Here is a 20,979-nt window from a genome sequence, read left to right as displayed (position 1 = left end):
TACGTTATTAAAAGCCCAGTGTTGGGCTGGTAAACCGTAGCCCAACCTACGAAGCCAGGCTCTCACTACCGATAATAAAAATCTACATGTAAGGAAAACAAAATGAAACAAACAGAAACCATAGGACCCGTTTTCGGTTCCTTCATAGCCCGCGTCTTGATCGCCCTGATCTTCGTGGCATCCGGTGCCAGCAAGATCTCCGGCTTTGAGCAAACCGTAGGCTATATCGCCAGCAAGGGACTGCCTTTGCCAGCGTTGGGCGCAATTGCTGCCATCGTGGTGGAACTGGGTGGTGGCCTCATGGTCATCGTTGGCTGGCGTGCACGCTGGGCTGCAGCGGCAATGATCTTGTTCACACTGGCAGCAGCTTTCATCTTCCATAATTTCTGGGGTGTTCCAGCAGATGCGGCGCAAAACCAGATGATACATTTCATGAAGAATATCTCCATGGCGGGTGGCCTGTTGTATGTCCTGATACATGGTAGTGACGGCTGGAGTCTGGATGGCCGCAAAGCCTGATCAGGAATATTTTTCTCAATTGCAATAGTTGAAGTAGCGGATTTGTCTGACGGCAAATTCGCTGTTTTTTGTGTGGGAATGTCGTCGTTTCATCGTCCTGTAATCTTGCCTTCATACGCCTGACATATTCTTGTCCAATACTCCCGTGGATTAGCTCAATTGTCCAGGCGGGGTAAATGCGATGAAGATAGAAATCAACGGGATTTCCAAAACCTTTAAAGGTGGCTATCAGGCGCTGGATAATATTGCTCTGACTTTCAAGCCTGGTGAAATGGTCGCGCTCATCGGTGCTTCCGGTTCTGGAAAATCAACTTTATTGCGTCATATCTCTGGCCTGATCACAGCCAATACCGACAAGAATGATATTCGTCTCGGCGAGCAGGTCTTGCAGGCGAATGGGGTAGTCGGCAGGCAGATACGTCACCTGCGTTCGCAAATCGGCTTTGTATTCCAGCAATTCAATCTGGTCGGACGTTTGCCTGTGCTGACCAATGTTCTCACTGGTGGCATCGCCCGCATCCCGCTGTGGCGCAGTTGTTTCCGTATTTTTACAAAAGAAGAAAAAGCTTTGGGTCTGGCCGCGCTGGCGCGTGTGGGTATCGCTGAACATGCTTACAAGCGCGCATCGGCCTTGTCTGGCGGACAGCAACAGCGTGCAGCGATTGCCCGCACCATAGTTCAGCAAGCCAAGGTCATTCTGGCAGATGAACCAATAGCCTCGCTGGACCCTGAATCTGCACGCCGCGTCATGCAGACCCTGGCTGATTTGAATCGCCAGGATGGTACGACGGTGGTGGTATCTCTGCACCAGGTTGATGTGGCTTTTCGTTTTTGCCCGCGCACTGTTGCACTCTCGCGTGGCCGTGTCGTCTATGACGGCCCATCCAGCGAACTGACGGTGGCCATGTTGCGCGACCTGTATGGTGCTGAGGCAGAAGAATTGCTCAATCCTGTACCAGTCAATACTGCTAACGCCACACCTGTTGCCGATACCCTCTCTTTACCCACTCTCGCGGCTGCCGCCTGAGTTTCTTTTCTCTTCAGGAGTATTTCCATGTTTCGTCAATTCGTGCGCAGTCTGACCCTGGGCCTGGTGATGGCCGCAACTGCCAATGCTGTCATGGCAGAAGATGCAGTCAAGACTTTGAACTTTGGCATCATCTCTACCGAGTCTTCACAAAACCTGAAACAAGACTGGCAGCCAGTGTTGGATGATATGAGCAAAAAACTGGGCATCAAGATCAATGCCTTCTTTGCTCCTGACTATGCCGGCGTTATCGAAGGCATGCGTTTCAATAAAGTGCATTTCGCCTGGGTGGGTAACAAATCGGCTATCGAAGCTGTTGACCGTGCCAATTCTGAAGTGTTTACGCAAACGGTGAATGCCGATGGTACTTTGGGTTATTACAGCATGATCAGCGTGCATAAAGACAGCCCTTATCAAACTGTGGAAGACGTCTTGAAAAATGCCAAAAACCTCAATTTTGGCATAGGTGATCCAAACTCTACTTCTGGCTTCCTGGTGCCCAGCTATTATGTTTTTGCGCAAAACAATGTGAATCCCAAGACAGCTTTCAAGACTGTGCGTGGTGCCAATCATGAAACCAATATCCTGGCCGTAGCCAACAAACAGGTAGACGCAGCCGTCCATAGTTCCGATGTGCTGGATCGTATCAAGGCGCGCCAGCCAGAAACAGCCAGTCAATTGCGTCAGATCTGGAAATCACCTCTGATCGCTGCTGATCCGCTGGTATGGCGTAAAGACTTGCCAGCCGATGTTAAAAACAAGATCAAGGATTTCTTTATCAGCTATGGCAAGAATGGCGCTGACGCAACACGTGAAAAAGCGCAGCTGAACAAGCTGACTTTGGGTGGTTTTCAGGATTCCAGCAATGCTCAATTGAAACCTATCCGTCAGCTTGAGTTGTTCAAGGAAAAAGTCAAGATTGAAGCAGACGTTGCCCTGAACGCAGAGGAAAAGAAAGCCAAGCTTGACGACATCAACCGCAAGCTGAATGACATCGCCAAGTCTTGATAGCATGAACAGCACACCAACAGCCCGCCCGCAAGTCGTCATGAATTTGCCGGAAGCACCGAAGCGTGACACCGGTAAATTATTGGTCTGGGGCATAGTCCTCGCCATTCTTGCCATGTCATGGCAGGGCGCTGATATGCGCCCCCTGGAATTGTTGCGCGACAGCGGCAATATGCTGACTTATGCTGCCAGTTTTTTTCCGCCAGATTTTCATGAATGGCGAATTTACTTACAAGAGCTGTTGGTGACTTTACAGATTGCGGCCTGGGGCACAGCTCTGGCCGTGGTCTGTGCAATTCCTTTGGGTTTGCTGAGTTCGTCGAATATTGCACCAGCCTGGGTCAGTCAGCCTGTGCGGCGCCTGATGGATGCTGCGCGTGCCATTAATGAAATGGTATTCGCCATGCTGTTTGTGGTGGCCGTTGGCCTTGGTCCTTTTGCCGGTGTACTGGCCTTGTTTGTGCACACGACCGGCATCTTGTCCAAACTGTTTTCTGAAGCCGTTGAGGCGATAGATCCGCAGCCAGTAGAAGGCATACGTGCCACTGGTGCGCATGCGCTGGAAGAAATAGTCTATGGTGTCCTGCCCCAGGTGATGCCGCTGTGGGTATCGTTCGCTCTGTATCGCTTTGAATCAAATGTACGTTCTGCCACTGTGGTCGGTATGGTTGGTGCCGGTGGTATAGGCGTGATCTTGTGGGAAGTCATACGCGCTTTTCAGTATGCACAAACCTGTGCCGTTTTATTGATGATTGTGCTGACCGTCAGCATGATAGATGTGATTTCTTCCCGTCTCAGAAAAGTTTTTATCTGATATATAGCGGATATAGCTGATATGCAAACACAGAAACACCAAATTGTTCAAGGGATCAACCTCCCGCAAGTCATAGACTGGTTGCAAAACCGTGCCGGTGGTTTGTATGGCGGCGAAGCGATCACGCAATTGGAGCATGCTTTGCAATGCGCCAGCCTGGCCATGGAAGAAGGTGCAAGCGATTCCCTGGTCATCGCCGCGCTTTTGCATGACTTGGCACATATGGCTGACGATGAAACGGATGAGACCTTCCCGCACGGCGAACTGGCAGCGTTGTTGCTGGCAGAATTGTTTAACAGGGATGTGACAGAACCCATACGCATGCATGTCGATGCCAAGCGTTACTTGTGCGCGGCAGATCCCCTGTACTGGTCTGGTTTGTCCCATGCGTCACAGCGCAGCCTGATCTGGCAGGGTGGTCCATACTCAGTGACGCAAGCAACTGAATTCATAGGCCAGGAATATGCAGAAGATGCAGTCAGGTTGCGGCATTGGGATGACGCTGCAAAAATAGTCGGTGCAAAGACTGTGGACTTGCAAGTCTTCGTCGTGATGATGGAAAAGCTGAGTCTGGAATTCGCCCAGACAGAAACAGCATAAGTCAGACTAAAGCAGTGCCTGTTGACTACCATGTGATAGTCTCTGACTATTCTTTGGCAAATATCTTTAGCAGCTTCTGTCCAGCCACATGTATAGGGCCGCTATTGTTTATGCAGATAATATCCTGGTCATCAGGCACAGTAAATTTCAGTCCGCGGTCAAGACGATTCAGCAAGGCTGCACCAGATTCACGCTGGCGTTTTTCCATGCGCTGCCTGATTTGCTCAGGGTCAGCCATGATCCAGATAATGCGCGCATCCGGGAATAGCTGGCGCAATTGTGGCAGGTATTCACGCGAACCATTGACGATGACATCCTGGCCGCATTTGAGCTTGGCCTCGATATTCCTGCGTATGCCATAGCATAGCCCATTAGCTTGCCACTGCATGCAAAAGTGACCGGCGGCAGCGGCTTGCCAATACGCTTCCTGACTCAATACTTCATGCGCTTCACTGTCGTGAGCGGGGCGGGTGATGGCCCGCTGCGCAAATTCCAGTGCTGCATTGACTGGCAGGTTTTCTTTGACCCAGTGCAGCAGGGTATCCTTGCCAGCGCCTGAAGGACCGACAACGAAATACAGGCGGCCAGCGGCAGGCAGGGATTTTTGCTGCACCCTGGCCTGGAAGGGGAAGCGCATCCAGAAATTCAAAGGCGCACCAGGTCGCTCTTCACGGAATATCGTCAGCGCATCAATGTCAAGAGGTGCATTGTCGAGCAGGCGCGAGAACTGCTGTTCTGCTGCCTTGCGCAAGGCGTATTGTGCATCGGCATCCACATCCACATCCAGCAAGTCGTCGCTGAGTGTGAGGTGGAAGCGATATTCTTCTTCCGTGTATGGGTAACCCCATTGCTGTAATAGCGCTTCCTGCCTTGCACTGAGACCGGCATGACGGCGCTTGGTCAGATAAGCCGCATCAGGGGCGCGGCGTAACAAGTCAAAATAACTGACACACCGCATGGCCAGAGCATTGATTTCGGCTTCATCACCTTGCGGGCGCATTGCCAGAAAGTTACCCATCATGCGTATCTGCATTTCCCGGATGCTGATGACGGGCTGCACCTGGGCAAAAGCGCTGGCCATCTGTATCAGGTCTGCTTCCTGGAAGCCTTCGAGCAAGTTGAATGGGGCTTTCAGCGTCGCATGAAAACCATAACGTCGGGCTTCACTTGTGAGCTGGCTGAGCAGGATATCTGGCACGCCGTTAATGTGTGCTTGTGGTATTTTCCCTGCGTGCATGGGATCGCGTCCCAACCAGTTGGCACCGGCCTGCCACCATGGGCTGTCCGGTGCCGGGGAAAAGTAGAGGGCGTAGCGCATCAGGCTGCCAGTTCCAGAGGCTGTTGATATTGCAGGCGTTGCGGCTCGGCGCAAAATACCAGCTTGCCTGCTGCGATGGTGGCGATCAGACGCGGACTGCCATCAGCCTGTTTTTCTATCATGAGAATGTCGGCGCGTTGGCCAGCAGCGATATTGCCCCTGTCATGCAAGCCCAGTACGCGGGCAGGGTTCAATGATACCAGTTGCCATGCCTGCGCCAGGCTGCAAACATCTTCCTGTTCCAGGTGGAAAGGCGCATGCAGCAAGGCTGGATAGTAATAGTCAGATGCCAGCGTGTCACACAGGCCACGGCGTATCGCATCGCTGGCTGATAAGCCACCGCAATGGCTGCCACCGAGCAAGACATTTGGCGCACCCATGACGACATGGTTGCCCAGGGCTTTAGCCGCCTGCAAGGCTTCTTCTGTCTTGGGGAATTCACTGACATCGACGCCCAGTTCCTGGAAGCGCTCCCTGTCCATGCGAGTTTCATCATCATGCGATGCCATGGCGATGCCGTGTTGGCGGCAAGCTGCAGCCAACTGGCTGATCGTCTGCGCTACTTTGGGTGAGCGTGATTGCGCCTTGTGCAGACGTTCCAGAAAGCCTGCAACGTCACAACGTGCGCGTTCAGCATAGGTCACCAGTTTTTCTGGGGAAGTACTTTTTTTCAGGATGGATGGCAGGTGTTCATTGAAGGCAAAGAAAGCAATCAGGCCAGATTCTATCCAGTTCAATGCGTCATGCAAGCCATCGAGATGGTGGTTTTCAAAACGCAGATGTATCAGATGATCGGCATGCACACGGGACTTTTGTGTTGCGATTTGTTCCAGTGTGGCCAGTGCTGCTTCACGTCCGCGCAAACCACCTTCCCATGAAAAGGTCAGGCCATGGCAGGCGGTGGTAATGCCATTGCTGATCAGTTGTCTGTCTGTGTCGGCGAAGGCAATATCGTAGGAAAAACTGGTGGCCGGGCGCGGCTGTAACTGGCGCTCAAAAGCATCACCATGGATATCAACCAGACCGGGCAGTATCAGCAAACCTGTGGCATCAAAAAACTGTTGCTTGTCATGGTGTTGGAAGTGATTGCTGCCTGTGCTGGCAATGTGTAAACCTTGCAGATACAGGCTGTCTTCAGACCAGCCAGCGTGACCGTTCTGGTCTTGTTGCAGATACTTGCCACCTTGTATTGCGATATGCGTTTCCATCCTGATCCCCTTGGTCGCGATGACAAATCATAAACCCGAAATGTGACTGGAAATTGACAAGAAAATTCTAGCTCAGATGTCATCAAGACTTCATGTAAGCCTGCTGTAATGTGGGGCTATGAATGCTGACCAAACCCCCAACTCTGCCCAGCAAGAGCGTGCCCGCTGGATGTCCATACTGGCGAAAACGCCTGCGCCAGAACTGGCTGCCAGTGCGCGCCAGTTCGGTGAACTGCCTTCCTATTTATGGTTAAGAAAACCTGAGACTGGCCTGGCGATGGTGCGTGCCAGAACCGGTGGCAGTGGCAGCCAGTTCAATCTCGGTGAAATGTCCGTGACGCGCTGCGCCCTGCGTCTGGCGACGGGTGAAACTGGCGTGGCCTATGTGGCTGGCCGCGACCAGCGTCATGCAGAATGGGCTGCGATTTTTGATGCCCTGATGCAAGGCGAGCACAGGCCAGTGGTCGAAGAAAATGTCATCAAGCCACTGGAGTTGTTGTTGCAACGGAAGCGTGAACAATTACAGGCTGAAGCGCAAGCCACCAGGGTGGAATTCATGACCATGGTCAGAGGAGAAGATGCATGACATATACACTGGAAACTGCAGCGTCATCCATGCAGCAACTTTTGCCCGCATGGGAAGACACGGTTCAGGATGCGCAGACTGTTTTCCGTAGTTTGCTGAAAGCCTTGTCAGAGCCTGGCACTATCCAGCAACTCAGGGTGAACCTGCAAGCCCCTGCTCCTCTGCATATGGCGACAGCAGCAGCCTGCCTGGCCCTGATGGATTATGAAACCACAGCCTGGTTGGCAGATGAGCTGGATAATGATGCGGTGCGTACTTATCTGCGCTTCCATTGTGGCCTGCCGCTGGTACATGAAAAATCCTCAGCAAATTTTGCAGTACTGGGTAGCTCATTACTGCAACTGGATTTGCAGGGCTTTGCCCAGGGCAGCATGACTTACCCGGACAAGTCCGCGACCTTGCTGATACAAGTGGATGATTTTTCCAATGGTACTGAATACCAGCTCACTGGCCCCGGTATCAAGGATAAGCGCAGCATATGCATCAGTGGCTTGCCCGCAGATTTTGTCAGCAAATGGCAGATCAATCATGCCGCTTTCCCGCAAGGTGTGGATGTGATTTTTTGCAGTGGCGACGCAGTACTGGGTTTACCACGCACCAGCAAGATAGCAGCAGTGCAGTCTGAGGAGTTGCCATGTACGTAGCCGTCAAAGGTGGCGAAAAAGCCATTGCGCAGTCCTATGAAGCGCTGGCGAAAATGCGCCGTGGCGATACTGCTGTACCAGAACTCAGCATCGCCCAGATACGTGAGCAAATGTCATTGGCCGTGGCCCGCGTCATGGGTGAGGCATCGCTGTATGACAAAGATCTGGCGGCACTCGCCATCAAGCAAGCCAGTGGTGATTTGATCGAAGCCATCTTCCTGCTGCGTGCCTACCGCACAACCTTGCCACGCCTGATGGCGACCGTGCCTGTGGATACCGCCAATATGCTGATACAAAGACGCATCTCGGCGACTTTCAAGGATGTGCCGGGTGGCCAGATATTGGGGGCTACTTATGATTACACACAGCGCCTGCTCGATTTTTCACTGACGGCAGAAGCCATGAGTAGTGGTGAGTCTGAGCCTGTGGCGCAGGAAAACATAACAGCAGAAGCTTGCCCGCGTGTACTCGACTTCTTGAATGCAGAAGGTTTAATCGAACCTGAACTGATACCTGAAGGTGATCCCGAGCCTTTTGACCTGACACGTGAACCTCTGCAATTCCCCGCCAGCCGTGCCCTGCGCCTGCAAAGCCTGGCACGTGGTGATGAAGGTTTCTTGCTGGCGCTGGCCTATTCCACCCAGCGCGGTTATGCCCGCAACCATCCCTTTGCTGGCGAGATACGTTATGGCAAGGTCAGCGTGCAAGTCGTGCCTGAAGAACTGGGTTTTGCCATAGACATCGGTGAAATCGACATCACCGAATGCCAGATGGTGAACCAGTTCGTCGGTTCTCAAAATGAAGCACCTAAGTTCACACGCGGCTATGGCCTGGGCTTTGGTCATTGCGAGCGCAAGACCATGGCCATGGGCGTGGTAGATCGTGCCTTGCGCGCCAGTGAATTGAAAGAAGAAATCACAGCACCGGCACAGATGGAAGAATTCGTCCTCTACCATGCCGACAATGTAGAAGCATCTGGCTTTTTGCAGCATCTGAAGCTGCCGCATTATGTGGATTTCCAGGCCGAACTCAGCCTCTTGCGTGGCATACGCGCAGCCATTGATGCCAAGGCTGCTGAAGCTGGCAAGCTTGAAGCAGCAGATGAACAAGTCGCTGAAAAATCCGGCAAGAAGGCTGCATGATGATGGAGATGGACACCATGGAAACTCAGGAATATCAAGAGACTACAGAGCAAGCCGCGCCTGCCAGGGCTGAGCCTGAAGCTGGCTATAACTTTGCCTACCTCGATGAGCAAACCAAGCGCATGATCAGGCGGGCGATTCTGAAGTCAGTTGCCATACCCGGTTACCAGGTGCCATTCGGCGGGCGCGAAATGCCCTTGCCTTATGGCTGGGGCACAGGCGGCATACAAGTCACTGCTGCCATCATAGGTCAGGATGATGTCCTGAAAGTCATCGATCAGGGGTCTGACGATACTACCAATGCGGTCAATATACGCCGCTTCTTCCGTCGCACCACGGGTGTGGCGACGACGGAGAAAACCACAGCAGCGACCGTCATACAAACCCGCCACCGCATCCCGGAAACACCTTTAGCTGAAGGCCAGATCATGGTGTATCAGGTACCTATCCCTGAACCCCTGCGCTGGCTGGAACCCAGCGAAACCGAGACACGCAAATACCATGCGATGGCCGACTATGGCCTCATGAGCGTCAAGCTGTATGAAGATATTGCCAGGCTGGGCAAGATAGAAACTGCTTATGATTATCCTGTCATCGTCAACGAGCGCTATCTGATGCGCCCTTCACCGATACCCAAGTTTGATAACCCCAAGATGGATAACAATCCCGCTCTGCAATTATTCGGTGCCGGTCGCGAAAAACGCATCTATGCCGTGCCACCTTACACGCCTGTGAAGAGCTTGGACTTTGAAGATTATCCATTCGAGATAGAAGACTGGGATCACCGCTGTGCCATGTGTGATGCGAATGACAGCTTCCTTGATGAAGTCATCGTCGACGACCAGGGGTCACGCATGTTTGTCTGTAGTGATACTGATTATTGCCGTACTCGCAGGGAAGAACAGGCATGAGCAATAACGATGTCAATAATGTCCTGCCCCTGCTACAGGCACGCAATGTCAGTAAATTTTATGGTGGCAAGACGGCTTGCGAACAAGTCAACCTGAGCCTGTATCCGGGTGAAGTGCTGGGCATAGTCGGTGAATCCGGCTCCGGAAAATCCACATTGCTGAATTGCCTGGCAGGCCAGTTACAGCCAGAGCGGGGCGAAGTCTTGTTCAATACCCGCGATGAAGGCGTGGTGGAATTGTTCACCATCAGCGAGGCACGTCGCCGCTTGCTGGCACGCACAGACTGGGGCTTTGTCCACCAGAGTGCCAGGGATGGCTTGCGGGTAGAAGTCTCTGCCGGTGCCAATGTCGGTGAGCGCCTGATGGCCGTCGGTGCCCGCCATTATGGCCAGATACGCGCCGAAGCGCAGGACTGGTTGCACAGGGTGGAAATTGATGCTGCCCGCATAGATGACTTGCCGCGTGATTTTTCAGGCGGCATGCAACAGCGTTTGCAGATCGCCCGCAACCTGGTGACCAAACCGCGTCTGATTTTCATGGATGAGCCGACGGCCAGCCTCGATGTTTCCGTGCAGGCCCGTCTGCTGGATTTATTGCGTCAGCTGGTATCGCAATTGCAGGTGGCAGCTGTCATCGTCACCCATGATTTGGCGGTGGCACGTTTGCTGGCGCACCGTCTCATGGTCATGCGTCAGGGGCAGGTAGTCGAAGAGGGTTTGACTGATCAGGTGCTCGATGATCCGCAGCATCCTTACACCCAGTTGCTGGTGTCATCCGTCTTGCAGGCTTGAGGAGCACATGTTGAAACGTATCGTAGTTGAAGGTCTTTCCAAGGACTTTACCCTGCATCTGCAAGGCGGGCAGGAAATGTCCATCCTTTCCAAAATCGACATACAGGTGGATGCTGGTGAATGTGTAGTCATCCATGCGCCCTCAGGTGCAGGCAAGAGTACCCTGCTGCGCTGCCTGTATGCGAATTACCGTGCTAGCAGTGGCAGCGTAAATGTTTGGCATAAGGGTGATGCGGATGACGGTGGCTGGGTCGATGTGCAATCGGCACCTGCACAACAGGTGCTGGCAGTCAGGCATAGTACCCTGGGTTTCGTGACACAGTTCCTGCGTGTGATACCCCGCATCAGCACGCTCGATCTGGTGGCGGAACCCTTGCTCATGCGCGGCGTGGAAAAGCAGGCTGCCTATGAACGGGCAGAAGAATTATTGTCACGCCTGCGCATACCCAAGCGCCTGTGGCAAATCCCGCCTGCGACTTTTTCTGGTGGTGAACAACAGCGCGTGAATATTGCACGCACCATGATCTGCGATTACCCCATACTCTTGCTTGATGAACCAACTGCCTCACTGGATGAAGCCAATCGCACTACTGTTATCGACATGATCAATGCAGCACGCGAACGCGGCGCTGCTGTCGTCGGCATCTTCCATGATGAAGTGGTGCGTCAGGCGTTAGCAACCAGAATTTTTTCCATCCCTGCAGCAGTCTCCTTGGTGGCGGCATGATGAACAGAATAGAAAACGCACAAATTGTATTGGCCGATGAAGTCATCACTGGCTCCATGCTGGTAGAGCAGGGCAGGATAGCTGATTTGACTGAAGCCGCACGGGCTTCCAGTGTCACAGATGCAGATGACTGGCAAGGCGATTATCTCTTGCCCGGCATGGTAGAGCTGCATACCGACAATCTCGAAAAACACCTGATGCCGCGCCCCAAGGTAGTCTGGCCTACACTGCCTGCTATTTTGGCGCATGATGCCCAGATCGCTGCATCCGGCATCACGACTGTGCTCGATGCAATTTCAGTTGGTGATATCGATTCAGACAGCCTGCGCAATGACACTCTCGAATCATGCACCCAGGGTTTGCGCATGGCCGCAGACTCAGGCATCTTGCGTGCAGATCACTTCCTGCACATGCGCCTGGAGCTGGCAGAAGAAGGCTTGCTGGACATGTTCGCCCCTTATCTGCATGACGAGCGCCTGAAGCTGGTTTCCCTGATGGACCATACACCAGGCCAAAGGCAATGGACAGACCTGACCCATTACCGCATCTATGTATCCGGCAAGCGTGGCTGGAGTGAAGAAAAAGTCGATTCTATGTTGGAACGTTTGTTGGTGAGGCAAGTGGCTTATGCAGCATCCAACCGCCGCGCCATCGTCGCCAGTTGCCGTGAACTGGATGTGCCTGTACCGCTGGCTACGCATGACGACACAACGGTGGAACATGTGGACGAAGGCGTCGATGATGGCGTGACGATATCTGAATTTCCCACCACCGTTGCTGCTGCCAGGGCTGCCCGTGAACAGGGCCTGGGCATCATCATGGGCGCACCAAATATGGTGCGTGGTGGCTCACATTCCGGCAATGTATCGGCAGCAGAACTGGCCAGGCTGGATTTGCTGGATGTACTCTCTTCAGACTATGTACCAGCCAGCCTCTTGCATGCAGCTTTCCTGCTGCAAAATGAAGGCTTTAACTTGCCCAAGGCTATGGCGACCGTGACACGCAATCCGGCGCGCATGGTAGGTCTGCATGACAGAGGGGAGATTGCTGTGGGATTGCGGGCTGACTACATGCGTGTACGCGTTGTCAGTGGCATACCCGTAGTCATGGGGGTATGGAAAGCGGGCAACAGAATAGCTTGATAGTTTTGAATGAAACATAGGCTGCCAGCAAGCAGCCTGTGTTTTTACAAATTACAGCTTAATCCTGATCTAGGTGCAAAGAAATCACACCCGCAGCCGGTGTCGCGCAAGGCTCATCATCAAAAGCGATGTCACCATTCGGATTCGCCTCACCATCGATTTTCAAATCCTTGAAGTTGAACAAGTTCTTGTCCATCAGATGTGAGGGTGCGACGGTCGATAATGATGCAAAGATATTGTCCACGCGGCCAGGGAATTTTTTGTCCCATTCACGCATCAGTCCCTTGATTTGCTTGCGTTGCAGATTCTCTTGTGAGCCGCATAAATCGCAGGGGATGATGGGGAAGTTTCTTACTTCGGCATAGCGTTCAGTATCCGACTCTTTGACATAGGCCAGAGGGCGGATGACGATGTGTTTGCCGTCGTCAGACTGCAGCTTGGCGGGCATGCCTTTGAGTTTGCCACCAAAGAACATGTTCAGGAAAAAAGTTTCCAGGATATCGTCACGGTGGTGGCCAAGCGCGATCTTGGTGGCCCCCAGTTCATCAGCCACTCGGTACAAAATACCACGGCGCAGGCGTGAGCACAGTGAGCAAGTCGTCTTGCCCTCAGGGATCAGGCGTTTGACTATGCTATAGGTATCCTGGTTTTCTATATGATAGGGTATGCCCAATTTTTCCAGATAGGCTGGCAGGATATGGTCAGGGAAGTTCGGTTGCTTTTGATCGAGATTGACCGCGACAATATCGAAATTGATGGGGGCACGTTCGCGCAGTGTCATCAGTATATCCAGCAGGGCATAACTGTCTACACATATCTGCATAGATTCTCGATGGAATTTTCCCCGATTATCGCTTTTTGCATATTAAAATATATGAAATTGTCTTTATTGAAGTTTACAATACTTTGATATCTGGAAGGATTGACGTGATTCGCTAAAGTTTCAATGAATCTTTACATATTCGGCATTTCTATAAAATTTGCATGAGTTGCAAATTCACAACGACTATATTCTTTAATTAATTAAATGACCAATTTTTGGCCTTTTAAAGGTATTTACATACTCAAATTTTGAACTGATGGTATGCCATGAGACAATGCGCTTTTGGGTGATGCATGAAAATTCGAATCTCTGCATTATTTCTTGGTATTAATCCTATTAAAGTTTTTCAAAATGGAACTTGACGTTTTAAATATTAGGCCTGAGATAAAGTTGGAGTCTTCAGGAGAACCGCAAAATGAACTGCTTATAAAGCACTCAAGACGTTTTGATTCCATTGAGAAGAAAATTAGACGGGCAGCAGGCAAAGCCATAACTGACTTCAATATGATCGAAGAAGGTGACCGAATAATGGTTTGTCTTTCTGGAGGGAAAGACAGCTTTACAATGTTAGATACATTGATTTACCTCAAATCTGTTGCACCTATTGATTTTGAATTAGTTGCAGTGAACTTGGATCAGAAACAGCCAGGTTTCCCGGAACAAGTACTTCCTACATATTTAAAAAAGCTAGGAATAGAATACAGAATTGTCGAACGAGATACCTATAGTATTGTCAAATCTAAAATTGAGCCTGGTAAGACTACTTGCTCACTTTGCTCAAGGTTAAGACGAGGAATTTTATATTCGACGGCTGAGGAAATTGGTGCTACCAAAATCGCCCTTGGTCATCACGGCGATGATATTTTGCATACTTTTATGCTCAATATGTTCTACGGCGGAAGTATAAAAACAATGCCTGCAAAGCTAATTGCCGATGATGGCAAGAATATCGTCATACGCCCGCTGGCATATTGCCGTGAAGCTGATATTAAGAAGTATTCGCAAGCTATGGACTACCCAATAATCCCGTGCAACTTGTGTGGTTCTCAGCCGAATCTTCAAAGACAAGCGATGAGATCTATGTTGGACGAATGGGAAAAAACTAATCCGCTTTGGATCAAAAGTATGATGACTGCCATGTCTAACATAAAGCCGTCACAGATGTTGGACCGGAATTTATTTGATTTTGATGATTTTAAGTTGAAGACTAATTTTGAGCTTACAGGTGATGTCCTTTTCGACAAAGACGAAAGTACAGACAGTTCTAAAGTTATTCAATTAATATAATTATTTGAATTTGAAAAAACTTTTAAATGTAATGTGCTAAACAGAGAATCGCTGGTACCTACTTTTAGCTACTGCACTTTCAACTCATGGAGATTTTTGTCATCCTCAATTTTTGCATCAATTCAGCAGGCAATCTTACAATACTGTGCCTCATGTTGTTCGTTTGTCAGCTGAATTGATAAATAAGTTTGATCCACCTCATTCTTCCAGGCGAACTCCGCCGCTGGTCATAGGCCCAGTCAATTCGCAGGTGTGAATTCCAGCGCCGTATGATCACAGCTTCCAATAGAGATTGCTGGCAGCCATGCCATTTTGAATCTCGTAGTAACTTCAATTTCATGAGTAGAGTCAAGTTCTACGACGCTCTCAGTCATTCCATCGCGTACGACAAGCAGAAACTTGGGCATTGACGATCACTCCAGCAATGTAATTGATTTGCCGTGAAAATTGACCCCCTTTGTCCGATAATTTGCATCGATTGTGACTCGCGTTTAGCACACAACCGTACCTTTCTTGACGAGTAGCGGTGGAAGTGATTGACTTGGCACTATTAGGTATTACTCGACGCTGGCCCATTCGTGACAGATTCTACTCAAACCGTCTCAGCACCTCTCGCAACACTGCCCGGCGCTAAGGTCACAGAATTCCCATCTGTTTAAGTTCGCTCTCAACTGATTCTAAGTTTTCAAACCTCGCTCTATCATATATGACATAAAAAAAGGGGAAGCCTGTACCTGCGTCAAAGGCCCACGCAGCAGCTTTGATTTCTGTGTGGTCTGAAGGGTAATGCATCTCAAATATTTTTTGATATCGATCCTCATTCAGACTGTTGTGGGTCGGACGATTTAGAAAGGGTTCATCATCCTCAGTCACATATCCAACTTCCTTCAATCGTTCGTGCAACATAGCGAACCCTTTAGGATCTTCTATAAAGCGTGCTGAAAAGTGATCTTCCATCTTGGTGATTCGGTAAATGTTTGCCCTTGGCACATCGCGTAAGACTAAGTAGAGGGAAGTATCGACGTAAACATACACTTTCCGACAGTACTCGATAAGGTATGTCTGGCGACAGCCTTTTAGCCTAAGCGGCCAGCTAATTGCATTGGGCCTATTTGGGACACCATCGTCATCATCTAGGTAACGACATGACCGAACTTTCCCAGCAAGTGAATCAGGTGTACTGACATCATCGAAAACACAAAGCTATTATCGACGCACCGGATTTAAACGCAGTTATCTATTTTCTTAAATTCCATTATCGTAGAATTTTCGAGGGAAAAAGGTCGTACTTTAACAATAATTCTGCTATGCCAGAATTATTGGATCTCAGATTCGAGGTGTTAAACCTAATATCCTTCCAGTACTAATCTGTGGATTTGCACTGTAAATTGACCTTACTTGGTTCACAGTTTGGCAAAAAAATTGGGAAACAAGACCGCGCGTGACATATGAGCCGAGAAAGAAAGCCGCTTGAATAAGCGGCTTTGGGTGAAATATTGTCGGAACGGCGCCCGCAATGTTCTGAAATAATCTCAGAATCACTGAGTTGGGTAACCCCAACACCACGTTCAAGCGGGAATGACATGTGGCCCCACTCTTGCTACTATATCTCGCCTTGTTGCCACTACAGCGGACACTCCGTCATCAAGCGACAAACAGAAGTTTGTCATTAAACTAACACATACAGTGCTGGGAAATCCTCTTATTGAGGAAAAGTTCCACTTTCGTTTCCTGGATGGGGAAGTCGATATTTCGTTGTAGCCAATTTTCCCGGTCCGGTTGCACATTTCGTTTACGTAAACGTCTAGGTATTGGCATAGGCATATCCTACTACCTAAGCATCCTGCTCTTCCACATTCCATGGCATATTTGCGGTGATATCTTTGATACGTTGCGCCATTTCATAGTTGATAATGTAGCTTGGTACGGCACCGGCCAATTCGATAGAGAGACAATTGAGTGACTACAATTCCCCTTGATCGCCAATTTTATGAATGGAGTGGAGACGAGGACGCCCTTGCACACTCGCTACTGCGGAGTACGGCAGGGATGTTCGGCGGAATGCTTGGCTGGAGGGATCTACTTACCAGGCGCCGTGTTGTCATTTTGGCAGAAGCCGGAAGTGGTAAAACCGAAGAATTGACAGAGCAAGCACGCGAGCAATCAGCTTTGGGAAAGTTTGCTTTCTACGCAACTGTTCAGAACGTTGGTCAATTCGGGTTAGAAAGAGCCTTACTGCCTGCGGATCGGCGAAGGCTTGTCACTTGGCAAAGCGGTACTGAACCAGGATGGTTTTTCATTGACTCGATTGATGAAGGAAAGCTAAACAACGTACGACTTGAGAGAGCCCTGTCAGAAATCGCCGATGGTATAGTTGGTGCAGAAGGACGGGCGCACATCATCCTCTCCGGCCGTCATACCGATTGGGAATTCGTACGCGACGCGCGCTGGTTGAAAGAGATATTGCCAATCCCGCTTGAATCCCAAGTTGAGTCCGTTTCTACTCTTGAAACTCTTATCCGTGGCGTTCTGGGCCATGAAAAACTCGTTGATCCACCGCCCGCTGAGACTTCTTTAATCGTCGTCATGGCGCCACTAGATATCAAGAGAGTTCAAGCCTACGCAACGGAAAAAAAAGTACTTAATTCCGATCAACTTGTAGAAGCAATTCAAGTCGCGAATATGTGGGAATTTGCGCTGCGCCCACTCGACCTTAACTGGATCGTCGATTATTGGCGTGTCAATGGCCGTCTCGGCCGTTTCGCAGAAATGATTGAAGCCAGCCTGGCTGATCGAGTTCGTGAGCACGATTTAGCGCGTGCACGCCGTGATCGTTTAGATGATGTACGGGCTCGGCAAGGGCTTGAACGTATTGGTGCAGCAATGGTGTTTGGGCGGCAAACGATTATCGCAATACCGGACAACGAATCTCCAGTTGAAGACTGTCAGATAGCGCTTTCGATCAGGGATGTGTTACCGGACTGGTCTCCTGAAGATCGACAATTGCTTTTGATGCGTCCGGCATTTGATCCTGCGACCTTTGGTCGGGCTAGGTTACACAATGACAATGAGGGTGTCGTCAGAGCGTATTTAACTGCGCGCTGGTTGCAGCGATTGCAAAAAGTGAATATGCCTCAACGCCGGCTGCATGATTTGCTATTTTCATGTACTTACAAGATCGAATTGATCAAGCCTTCAATGCTCGAAACCGCAGCTTGGTTGAGTCTTTGGGACGACAGTGTGGCGAGTGAAGTTGTAAGGCGTGCTCCTTTTCTCCTTTTAACTGCCGGTGATCCAGCAAGTCTTTCTGCGCCGATCAGACAAGCTGTACTGGGTTCATTCATTGAGCAGTTGCGCAAAGGTATGGAGATACCGATGTTGGACTCGCACAGTCTGACTCGATTTGCGCAGCCAGATATTTCTCCGATGTTGATTAGCATCTGGACGGCCGAGATGACCAATGTTGAGATTCGGCGATTCGTTCTGCGCTTAATTTGGCTTGGAAAACTCAACGATTGCATCGATATTGTCGATTCTGCTTGTTTCGGTCAAGATTCCGATCTTTACATTGCAATTTTTGCTGGCCGAGCGATAGTTGCCATAGGTAACAATTCCCAAAAAGAAAAATACGCCAGCTATATTAAGCAAAATTGTCAATCAATACCGCCGGCCGTCGTATGGGAAGCAGTCGATAACTTGTTTCCTACACTGATTGAGGTTGAAGATTTGCTTACTATCCTAAGCATCGTAGCACTTGGAGATGGAGAAGGTGGCGGGTTCAATCTGGAATGGTATGGAAGTGAATTGGTCGCAAGATTAATAACAACCACCGACTTGACCAGGTTGATTGAAGGCTTCTTGAGCCTGCTTGGAGATGAAATAAATGACCTTGACATGGGCGACAACTCATCAAAATTTTTACAGTTTGCATCGTCACTTGCGACCGCAACTGAAAAACTCCTGATTTTGTCCCCTCCAGATATCGCGCCCATTGCAGCTATTGATGCCGTTTTTAGGCTGGGTGATAAAGAATTGAATTGGCCTCCTCGACATCGTAACGATGGGACTAACGCAATTCAACTGCTGAACCTCACATCGGCGCGTCGCAGGGCAACTTTTTTGCGTGCAGTGGAGCATTTTGGCAATCGAAATAGCACTTCTGACAGACCATCGCTCGATATTTACCAGTTGAGGCGCCACGGCTGGCCACATGGACTTTTGGTAGATGACATTGATTGGTTGTTGATTGATGGTCCATTACGTCCTTGCACATCTGAGCGGCAGTTGGTCATTAGTGTAGCCCTGAGCCTCTGCCCAACACTAGAAGAACAACGCAAAGCGTTCGTTGCACGTATCGCTGAAGTTGCTGCCAAAGACAGCGATATGCAAGAGATTTTTGCCGACAGGATGAAACCTTGGATTAAATCTGCGGAAGAAATCAAGTTGGAAGTAGAACTCGCCGAAGCTACACGCGTAAACAATGAGAGAAGAAGACAGCAGATGCAATCATGGATAGATTTTGTCTCTGAATTGCAGGCAACTCCTGCGGGTCTCTATGCGTTGGCGCCGGTAACCCCTGAAAGCGTTGATCATCGTATTTATGATCTTTGGCGACTTCTGCGTCAGTCCACCCGAGGCAGTTCAAACTATGCGATTGCCAGCATCGCACCGATTGCTGAAATTCTTGGTCAGGAGGTGACGAAGGCGTTTGCTGCTGGTCTATCAGCAACTTGGCGAAATTGGAAGCCAACACTTAGAAGTGAGCGTCCGCCAGATGAATACAACTATATTAAAAACTATGATTGTATCGGAATCGCAGGAATTTCCATTGAAGCTTCTTGTACACAGGGATGGGCAAGCAAGTTGACAATGGAGCACGCAATTCGTGCAGCCGAGTATGCGACGCTCGAAATCAACGGCTATCCAGCCTGGATTGATTCGCTTGCTGAAGCGTGGCCCATAGCAGTCGAGCAAGTTCTTACAAAAGAAGCCATTAGCGAGCTGAACAACCCTAAACCGGGCATTCACCATCAAACTTTGGAAGATGTCTATCGACGCGCTGATAGCCTTGCCCATTTAATCGCACCAACACTATTGCAGGAGCTACAGTCTCGTATAGCCCTGAGCCATCAAGTTCTTCGCTTCTTGTTACCAATTCTTGTGCATGGATTGTCTGAAAGCGGAAAAGGTGGTTTGTATTCGCTAGCAGTTGATAGATTCAATCATATTGATGACCCCCAGATCTGTGCACTGTACCTGGGCACTGCTTATGCGATTAATGCCCGTGGCGCGACAGATTCACTGACTTCTAAGTTAGATCAACTTAGCGAGTTTGAACAGACTGCACTTGTTGAACTGGCGCTACCTCAAATTTTTGGCGTACGTTGGCCGCGAGTAGTGCCGCAGACCGAAAAGATTGATCTTGAATCGTTGAAGCGTCTTGTTTTGATGTCCTTCCGTACGGTACGTATAGAGGACGATCATGATCGTGCTGGCCGCGGTGTATACTCACCGGACGCACGTGACAATGCACAAGAAGCCCGTTCGGCGGTATTCAAGGCCCTGGTCGATTCACCGGGTGAGGTGGCATTCGAGACAATCATGAAACTGATAGGTGCTCCAAATTTTCCGATTAAAGAGTCCCGCTTACGCGCTTTGGCATACGAACGTGCAGCAAAAGATGCTGAACCTTCCGCTTGGGTAGCTGGTGAGGCTTACCAAGTCGAACGTCAATTTGAGGCCAGTCCAAAGACGTCACAGGAATTACAGTTATTGGTACTTCGGCGTCTCGAAGATATGCAACATGAGCTTATCCACGGAGATTTTCAGCAAGGCAAAACTTTGTGTTTGCTGCCGAAAGAAGTTGATGTCCAGAATTGGATGGCGGACCGACTTAAGCAAGTTGGTAGAGACGTCTATTCGGTAGTACGTGAACCGCATGTTGCAGAAGAAAAGGAGCCAGATTTGCGTTTCATAGCAAACGTTAGCAATGCAAGCGTCCCAACCGAAATCAAGGTTATAGAGAGTTGGACCTTGCCAGAACTAGAAGCCGCCCTAATTAACCAGCTTTGTAAGCAGTATTTGCGTGCCCAAGGTGCAAGGCATGGCGTTCTGTTGCTTGTGCACCAGAAACCGCGGCCGCGAGGGTGGAGATTGGCAAATAAGAAGTTCGTAAAGGTAGATGGTCTTGTGCGCCATCTCCGTGAAATGGCCGCTAATATTCGCCGTGAATCTCACACAGGGCCGCAACCTGACATCGCATTTATCGATGTCACGACTTGCTTTAATTCAACGGAGTCATCTAACTTAGTGCCAAGGCGACCTAAAAAATTGGAATAGCTGTTAGTTCTCAACCTTGGTAATTATTTGCAAGGTAGGAGACGAGTAAAAGAATCGCCGAATCCCATAACAAATCTATCCTTGCATACGAAG

17 protein-coding genes and 1 pseudogene are annotated in these 20,979 nt (G+C 50.0%); 14 read left to right on the top strand and 4 right to left on the bottom strand.

What is annotated here, in order from left to right:
• The first annotated feature begins 102 nt into the window (after positions 1-102).
• The 5 genes from AC07OI_RS00105 (at position 103) to AC07OI_RS00085 (ending at position 3,968) form a co-directional block, all read left to right on the top strand.
• Positions 103-519: a DoxX family protein gene (locus AC07OI_RS00105; RefSeq protein ID WP_495255876.1), complete on the top strand. Its 417-nt coding sequence runs from the start codon at positions 103-105 to the stop codon at positions 517-519.
• Positions 520-700: 181 nt separating this feature from the next.
• Entirely contained in the window at positions 701-1,546 is an 846-nt protein-coding gene (phnC, locus tag AC07OI_RS00100) for a phosphonate ABC transporter ATP-binding protein (protein ID WP_495255875.1), read from the top strand.
• Positions 1,547-1,573: 27 nt separating this feature from the next.
• Positions 1,574-2,554, top strand: coding sequence for a phosphonate ABC transporter substrate-binding protein (gene phnD / locus AC07OI_RS00095; protein ID WP_495255874.1), 981 nt, complete (start codon positions 1,574-1,576; stop codon positions 2,552-2,554).
• Positions 2,535-3,368: a phosphonate ABC transporter, permease protein PhnE gene (phnE, locus tag AC07OI_RS00090; protein ID WP_495255873.1), complete on the top strand. Its 834-nt coding sequence runs from the start codon at positions 2,535-2,537 to the stop codon at positions 3,366-3,368. The genes phnD and phnE overlap by 20 nt, the downstream gene beginning before the upstream one ends.
• A gap of 21 nt (positions 3,369-3,389) precedes the next feature.
• Complete coding sequence (locus tag AC07OI_RS00085) at positions 3,390-3,968, top strand: HD domain-containing protein (RefSeq protein WP_495255872.1); 579 nt, start codon at positions 3,390-3,392, stop codon at positions 3,966-3,968.
• A 46-nt stretch (positions 3,969-4,014) separates the two neighbouring features.
• On the opposite strand, the gene phnN is transcribed toward AC07OI_RS00085, so the two are convergent.
• Complete coding sequence (gene phnN / locus AC07OI_RS00080; protein ID WP_495255871.1) at positions 4,015-5,286, bottom strand: phosphonate metabolism protein/1,5-bisphosphokinase (PRPP-forming) PhnN; 1,272 nt, start codon at positions 5,284-5,286, stop codon at positions 4,015-4,017.
• Positions 5,286-6,494: an alpha-D-ribose 1-methylphosphonate 5-triphosphate diphosphatase gene (locus AC07OI_RS00075; RefSeq protein ID WP_495255870.1), complete on the bottom strand. Its 1,209-nt coding sequence runs from the start codon at positions 6,492-6,494 to the stop codon at positions 5,286-5,288. Before AC07OI_RS00075 ends, phnN begins: the two co-directional genes overlap by 1 nt.
• 118 nt (positions 6,495-6,612) lie before the next feature.
• Here AC07OI_RS00075 and phnG point away from each other — a divergent pair, with 118 nt between their 5' ends.
• From phnG to AC07OI_RS00040, 7 genes are read left to right on the top strand one after another with little or no spacing between them, the layout of a single operon-like run.
• On the top strand, positions 6,613-7,080 hold the full coding sequence (gene phnG / locus AC07OI_RS00070) for a phosphonate C-P lyase system protein PhnG (RefSeq protein WP_495255869.1): 468 nt from the start codon (positions 6,613-6,615) through the stop codon (positions 7,078-7,080).
• Positions 7,077-7,724: a phosphonate C-P lyase system protein PhnH gene (gene phnH / locus AC07OI_RS00065; protein ID WP_492705114.1), complete on the top strand. Its 648-nt coding sequence runs from the start codon at positions 7,077-7,079 to the stop codon at positions 7,722-7,724. The genes phnG and phnH overlap by 4 nt, the downstream gene beginning before the upstream one ends.
• Complete coding sequence (locus AC07OI_RS00060) at positions 7,715-8,866, top strand: carbon-phosphorus lyase complex subunit (protein WP_495255868.1); 1,152 nt, start codon at positions 7,715-7,717, stop codon at positions 8,864-8,866. Before phnH ends, AC07OI_RS00060 begins: the two co-directional genes overlap by 10 nt.
• A 17-nt stretch (positions 8,867-8,883) precedes the next feature.
• Positions 8,884-9,777 (top strand): alpha-D-ribose 1-methylphosphonate 5-phosphate C-P-lyase PhnJ, encoded by an 894-nt coding sequence (locus AC07OI_RS00055; protein ID WP_495255867.1) that lies wholly within the window; start codon positions 8,884-8,886, stop codon positions 9,775-9,777.
• The gene (gene phnK / locus AC07OI_RS00050) at positions 9,774-10,568 is read left to right on the top strand and encodes a phosphonate C-P lyase system protein PhnK (protein WP_495255866.1); all 795 of its coding nucleotides are present in this window, start codon (positions 9,774-9,776) and stop codon (positions 10,566-10,568) included. The genes AC07OI_RS00055 and phnK overlap by 4 nt, the downstream gene beginning before the upstream one ends.
• A gap of 7 nt (positions 10,569-10,575) precedes the next feature.
• A complete protein-coding gene (phnL, locus tag AC07OI_RS00045) occupies positions 10,576-11,295 on the top strand; it encodes a phosphonate C-P lyase system protein PhnL (protein WP_495255865.1) in 720 nt (239 codons plus the stop codon).
• Positions 11,292-12,437 carry an alpha-D-ribose 1-methylphosphonate 5-triphosphate diphosphatase gene (locus tag AC07OI_RS00040; RefSeq protein WP_495255864.1) on the top strand — a complete coding sequence of 382 codons (1,146 nt, stop codon included), beginning with the start codon at positions 11,292-11,294 and terminating at the stop codon, positions 12,435-12,437. The genes phnL and AC07OI_RS00040 overlap by 4 nt, the downstream gene beginning before the upstream one ends.
• Positions 12,438-12,495: 58 nt before the next feature.
• On the opposite strand, the pseudogene ttcA (AC07OI_RS00035) reads toward AC07OI_RS00040, so the two are convergent.
• Positions 12,496-13,245, bottom strand: a pseudogene (gene ttcA / locus AC07OI_RS00035) (tRNA 2-thiocytidine(32) synthetase TtcA); the annotation flags it as partial.
• Positions 13,246-13,611: 366 nt separating this feature from the next.
• Between ttcA (AC07OI_RS00035) and ttcA (AC07OI_RS00030) the strand changes: the two are divergent.
• Entirely contained in the window at positions 13,612-14,547 is a 936-nt protein-coding gene (gene ttcA / locus AC07OI_RS00030; RefSeq protein ID WP_495255863.1) for a tRNA 2-thiocytidine(32) synthetase TtcA, read from the top strand.
• Between the two features lie 636 nt (positions 14,548-15,183).
• On the opposite strand, the gene AC07OI_RS00025 is transcribed toward ttcA (AC07OI_RS00030), so the two are convergent.
• Positions 15,184-15,504 carry a hypothetical protein gene (locus tag AC07OI_RS00025; protein ID WP_495255862.1) on the bottom strand — a complete coding sequence of 107 codons (321 nt, stop codon included), beginning with the start codon at positions 15,502-15,504 and terminating at the stop codon, positions 15,184-15,186.
• A 1,002-nt stretch (positions 15,505-16,506) separates the two neighbouring features.
• Here AC07OI_RS00025 and hyoA point away from each other — a divergent pair.
• On the top strand, positions 16,507-20,886 hold the full coding sequence (gene hyoA / locus AC07OI_RS00020) for an NACHT domain-containing antiphage protein HyoA (RefSeq protein WP_495255861.1): 4,380 nt from the start codon (positions 16,507-16,509) through the stop codon (positions 20,884-20,886).
• Positions 20,887-20,979: the final 93 nt, after the last annotated feature.

This window comes from Undibacterium sp. GW821-FHT07F11 (assembly GCF_059418665.1).
The sequence above is the reverse complement of the archived record's forward strand: the minus strand, read 5'-3'. Positions and strand labels throughout refer to the sequence as shown.

What these genes read in the sequence shown, in the direction of transcription:
- AC07OI_RS00025 (WP_495255862.1), bottom strand. Translation starts at nt 15,504, where the DNA reads ATGGAAGATCACTTTTCAGCACGCTTTATAGAAGATCCTAAAGGGTTC.
- AC07OI_RS00060 (WP_495255868.1), top strand. Translation starts at nt 7,715, where the DNA reads ATGTACGTAGCCGTCAAAGGTGGCGAAAAAGCCATTGCGCAGTCCTAT.
- phnE (WP_495255873.1), top strand. Translation starts at nt 2,535, where the DNA reads ATGACATCGCCAAGTCTTGATAGCATGAACAGCACACCAACAGCCCGC.
- AC07OI_RS00105 (WP_495255876.1), top strand. Translation starts at nt 103, where the DNA reads ATGAAACAAACAGAAACCATAGGACCCGTTTTCGGTTCCTTCATAGCC.
- AC07OI_RS00055 (WP_495255867.1), top strand. Translation starts at nt 8,884, where the DNA reads ATGGAAACTCAGGAATATCAAGAGACTACAGAGCAAGCCGCGCCTGCC.
- phnK (WP_495255866.1), top strand. Translation starts at nt 9,774, where the DNA reads ATGAGCAATAACGATGTCAATAATGTCCTGCCCCTGCTACAGGCACGC.
- ttcA (WP_495255863.1), top strand. Translation starts at nt 13,612, where the DNA reads ATGGAACTTGACGTTTTAAATATTAGGCCTGAGATAAAGTTGGAGTCT.
- AC07OI_RS00075 (WP_495255870.1), bottom strand. Translation starts at nt 6,494, where the DNA reads ATGGAAACGCATATCGCAATACAAGGTGGCAAGTATCTGCAACAAGAC.
- phnL (WP_495255865.1), top strand. Translation starts at nt 10,576, where the DNA reads ATGTTGAAACGTATCGTAGTTGAAGGTCTTTCCAAGGACTTTACCCTG.
- phnD (WP_495255874.1), top strand. Translation starts at nt 1,574, where the DNA reads ATGTTTCGTCAATTCGTGCGCAGTCTGACCCTGGGCCTGGTGATGGCC.
- phnC (WP_495255875.1), top strand. Translation starts at nt 701, where the DNA reads ATGAAGATAGAAATCAACGGGATTTCCAAAACCTTTAAAGGTGGCTAT.
- AC07OI_RS00085 (WP_495255872.1), top strand. Translation starts at nt 3,390, where the DNA reads ATGCAAACACAGAAACACCAAATTGTTCAAGGGATCAACCTCCCGCAA.
- phnG (WP_495255869.1), top strand. Translation starts at nt 6,613, where the DNA reads ATGAATGCTGACCAAACCCCCAACTCTGCCCAGCAAGAGCGTGCCCGC.
- phnH (WP_492705114.1), top strand. Translation starts at nt 7,077, where the DNA reads ATGACATATACACTGGAAACTGCAGCGTCATCCATGCAGCAACTTTTG.
- AC07OI_RS00040 (WP_495255864.1), top strand. Translation starts at nt 11,292, where the DNA reads ATGATGAACAGAATAGAAAACGCACAAATTGTATTGGCCGATGAAGTC.
- phnN (WP_495255871.1), bottom strand. Translation starts at nt 5,286, where the DNA reads ATGCGCTACGCCCTCTACTTTTCCCCGGCACCGGACAGCCCATGGTGG.